This is a genomic window from Vibrio sp. V42_P2S4T144 (genome assembly GCF_009904715.1).
Taxonomy (GTDB): Bacteria; Pseudomonadota; Gammaproteobacteria; order Enterobacterales; family Vibrionaceae; genus Vibrio; species Vibrio alginolyticus.
Genome location: NZ_WXWS01000345.1, coordinates 1 through 3,376 on the forward strand (window position 1 = coordinate 1; position 3,376 = coordinate 3,376).

At 43.5% G+C, this 3,376-nt stretch carries 4 protein-coding genes; 1 reads left to right on the forward strand and 3 read right to left on the reverse strand.

The annotated features are described in order from the left end of the window. Positions 1 to 187: 187 nt before the first annotated feature. Positions 188 to 913, forward strand: a complete 726-nt coding sequence (locus tag CAG68_RS11985) for an MBL fold metallo-hydrolase (RefSeq protein ID WP_161441194.1) — start codon at positions 188 to 190, stop codon at positions 911 to 913. Between the two features lie 66 nt (positions 914 to 979). Here CAG68_RS11985 and CAG68_RS11990 read toward each other — a convergent pair whose 3' ends face one another. The 3 genes from CAG68_RS11990 to CAG68_RS12000 form a co-directional block, all read right to left on the reverse strand. Then, positions 980 to 1,408 (reverse strand): ATP-dependent zinc protease family protein, encoded by a 429-nt coding sequence (locus CAG68_RS11990; RefSeq protein ID WP_005384193.1) that lies wholly within the window; start codon positions 1,406 to 1,408, stop codon positions 980 to 982. 65 nt (positions 1,409 to 1,473) lie between these two features. Beyond that, positions 1,474 to 2,379, reverse strand: a complete 906-nt coding sequence (gene rimK, locus CAG68_RS11995) for a 30S ribosomal protein S6--L-glutamate ligase (RefSeq protein WP_005374224.1) — start codon at positions 2,377 to 2,379, stop codon at positions 1,474 to 1,476. A 329-nt stretch (positions 2,380 to 2,708) separates the two neighbouring features. Next, positions 2,709 to 3,323 carry a TetR/AcrR family transcriptional regulator C-terminal domain-containing protein gene (locus CAG68_RS12000; protein WP_161441193.1) on the reverse strand — a complete coding sequence of 205 codons (615 nt, stop codon included), beginning with the start codon at positions 3,321 to 3,323 and terminating at the stop codon, positions 2,709 to 2,711. Between the last annotated feature and the right edge of the window lie 53 nt (positions 3,324 to 3,376).

Below are 3,376 nucleotides of genomic sequence, written 5' to 3' on the forward strand. Positions count from 1 at the left end.
GTCTAATGATTAAAATCTATCATCTCGATTATGATTTGTTGTCGTCGCTACGTGTGAATATTTGTTTACCGAAGCGTCCATTCTGCTGTTATAGTTGGTCTGACCAGTAAGGATTCGGTCATGAAGCATCTCACTAAAATAAGGACATATTTTGCAGCTGCACAGAATTCAGGGGTACATTCAGACCATGTATCTCGCCGAATATCCCGATAAATTATTGTTGCTTGATGGTGCCAGTCGAGCAGACATCCCTCATCTTAAAGACTTTATTGAACATCAACTCCATCGTCCTTTTTCTGACCTAAAGTTGGTTGTTGTGACCCACATGCATCCAGACCATGCTGGTGGTGCGCACAAACTACGTGACTTAACAGGATGCAAGCTATTGGCCGCAAAGCGAGAGAACCAGTGGTATAGCGGTGTAGACGGTTGGCTAATGCATTTGACCGATTTGATGTTAGCACGCTGGATGGCGAATCGGATGCGTAAACCAAAGCAAAACCTGTGGTATTCCCGCAAGCTAAAGCCAGATATTGAACTTATTGATGGAGAGTTTATTCCTGGATTTGATGATTGGCAGGTGCTAGAAACACTAGGGCATACCGACCGAGATCTGTCGGTTTATCATTCTGAACAAGATGTACTGTATGTGGCGGATTTAATGGTGCAGGTGAAACAGCATCTGATTGCGCCGTTTCCCATATTTCATCCGAATCAATATCGGCAATCATTAAAGCGTGTGTTTGAGATGAATCCGCAATGTTTGCTTTTGGCACATGGGGGAGAGGTGACTTTGGATGAAAAAGCGTATCAGCACATTTTGAATACAGCGCCGACTAAGCCAATGACGCACTGGCGAGTGACAAAAGTTAAAGCGAAGGGATTGTTGTTTGCGTTATTTCGTAGGAAGTAGGCTAAGATAAAGCCAGACGAGTGATGCTCAACAAAAACGTTCGATCACTCATCTGAAGCTACGGGGTTAAGATGCCAATAAGTGAGATTGGCTAGGATCAACGAGCACTTTGTCTGCCATACCCTGACGACCTAACAACATCATGTAAGTCATTTTTTCACGGTTAGTCAACGTAATGTCGATTGGCCATTGTTGGTCGCCCATACGCAGCATCGTTGTGATCACGCAGCGGTGCTCAAAAGTACCGTTAGAAGATTTAACCTTACGGTTTGCTTTTAGTTTCGCTGTGCAGCGAACCACTTGTTCTAAATGGTATACATCTGGGTGCAAATCGAATGCAACATAAGACTGACCATCTTTTTCAAAGCAATCAATATTGTCTACATGTAATGAAGAGGTTTGAGCGCCTGTATCAATACGCGCTTCAAGGTGAGTAATCCCTAACTCTGGCAAGCAAATAGCTTCGGCATTCCCAATGATCATTTTCTGATTCATAGTGTCATCCTAGCGACGAGTAACAAGAGAGCCGGTTTTTGGCTCTCTTGTGCGTTAAACAAAAATCAACCTTTACCGCGAGTACGGTTTGAATTTGGCTTAGCGTTTTTCTCGATAAAATCGAAGATCATACCTGCAATGTTTTTACCAGTTGCTAGTTCGATGCCTTCTAGACCAGGGGAAGAGTTCACTTCCATTACCACTGGGCCATTTTTAGATTGAAGGATATCCACACCACAAAGGTTCAAGCCCATCACTTTCGCTGCATTTACAGCGGTCGCACGCTCTTCTTTGCTCAAACGCACGAGTTGTGCAGAGCCACCACGGTGAAGGTTAGAACGGAACTCGCCTTCTTTTGCTTGGCGCTTCATTGCGGCAATCACCTTATTTCCGACAACAAAACAACGGATGTCCGCGCCTTTTGCTTCTTCGATAAATTCTTGCACCATGATGTTAGCTTTCAAACCCATGAAAGCTTCAATCACGCTTTCTGCCGCTTTATTTGTTTCAGCAAGTACAACACCAATGCCTTGAGTGCCTTCTAGCAATTTAATTACTAGAGGTGCGCCACCAACGTTTTTGATCACGTCCTGAATGTTGTCAGGATGGTGAGCAAAGCCAGTGCGTGGCAAACCGATGCCTTTACGTGATAGCAGTTGCAATGAGCGCAACTTGTCACGAGAGCGGCTGATCGCGACAGATTCGTTGACACAAAATGTACCCATCATTTCAAACTGACGTACAACAGCAGTGCCGTAAAACGTAATAGATGCCCCAATACGCGGAATAACAGCATCGTATTGCGGTAATTCTTCACCCTTGTAGCGGATCTTAGGGTTGTTGCTCGTAATGTCCATATAACAGTGAAGCGTGTCGATCACATCGATTTGATGCCCACGTTCTTCACCCGCCTGTTTTAGGCGCATGGTTGAATATAAATTCTCATTACGAGAGAGAATAGCAATACGCATGGCAATTCCTTAGTAAGTCAGTACCAAATTAAAATATAAGTATAGAGCATAGAATGCAGTAGGCAGGTGATCATGTTATGACATAACCTACTTACTTCAACGATTTAGAATTGTGGTTGAACAACCACGTCGTCAGAGGTGCGCACCTTAGGGCGTTTTTTTGTGAGATGAAAACGAAAAAGCATCGTCGACACGACAAAAATATTTTATCGAACGCTCACGCCTTGCGGTATGAGACTGTCAAGGGTGAGACAAATAAAATTGAGTAAAAATTTCATCGCTTTGTCACGAATTATCGCTTAAAAAAGCGGCCAATTTGACCGCTGTTTTTAGCTGTTTTGATAGTGACTTAAAAAAAGTTCCGCCGTTTGGGTCGCTAACAGCCTAGATTCTTCATTCGACAAAGAGGGGCGAATTCCCATTAACTGCGGCCAGAATGCACTGCCTTTAAGTAAGTTGTGCAATTGAGAGCTTGCTATATGTACATCATCAATTTGCAAAGCGTTACTGTTCGATTTCTCAGTAAGCCAACGATACAGGGCGGTTTCCTGTTTCGACATTTGTTCTGCTTGTTCTTTGAGATCTTCCGGCTTAAATAAGAAGTGCCCAAATGCCACTTTTGCCAGCTCAATATAGTTTGGTTCCGTCACCACAATGATCTCGCTGTAGAGTAATTCAATCAATTGATCTTTTAGCGGGAGTGTTGGTAAACGTTCAATGTCGCTATCCATCATTGAAGAACGCCAAAGCTCAGTCAGCAACTCCGTCACGATCGCTTCCTTAGAAGGGAAGTGATTATAGACCGTGCGCTTAGAGACTTGTGCGATTGCAGAGAGCTTATCCATGCTGGTGTTTTGCACCCCAAACTCTTGGAACGCTTGCCTTGCCGCGCACAAGATGGCTTCTCTTTTGGTTTCGCTACGACTTTTTCTTTTTACATTCATAAGCTTGCTAAGTTAGAAGATCATTTCTTGATCTATTTTACACTAAGTAGTTT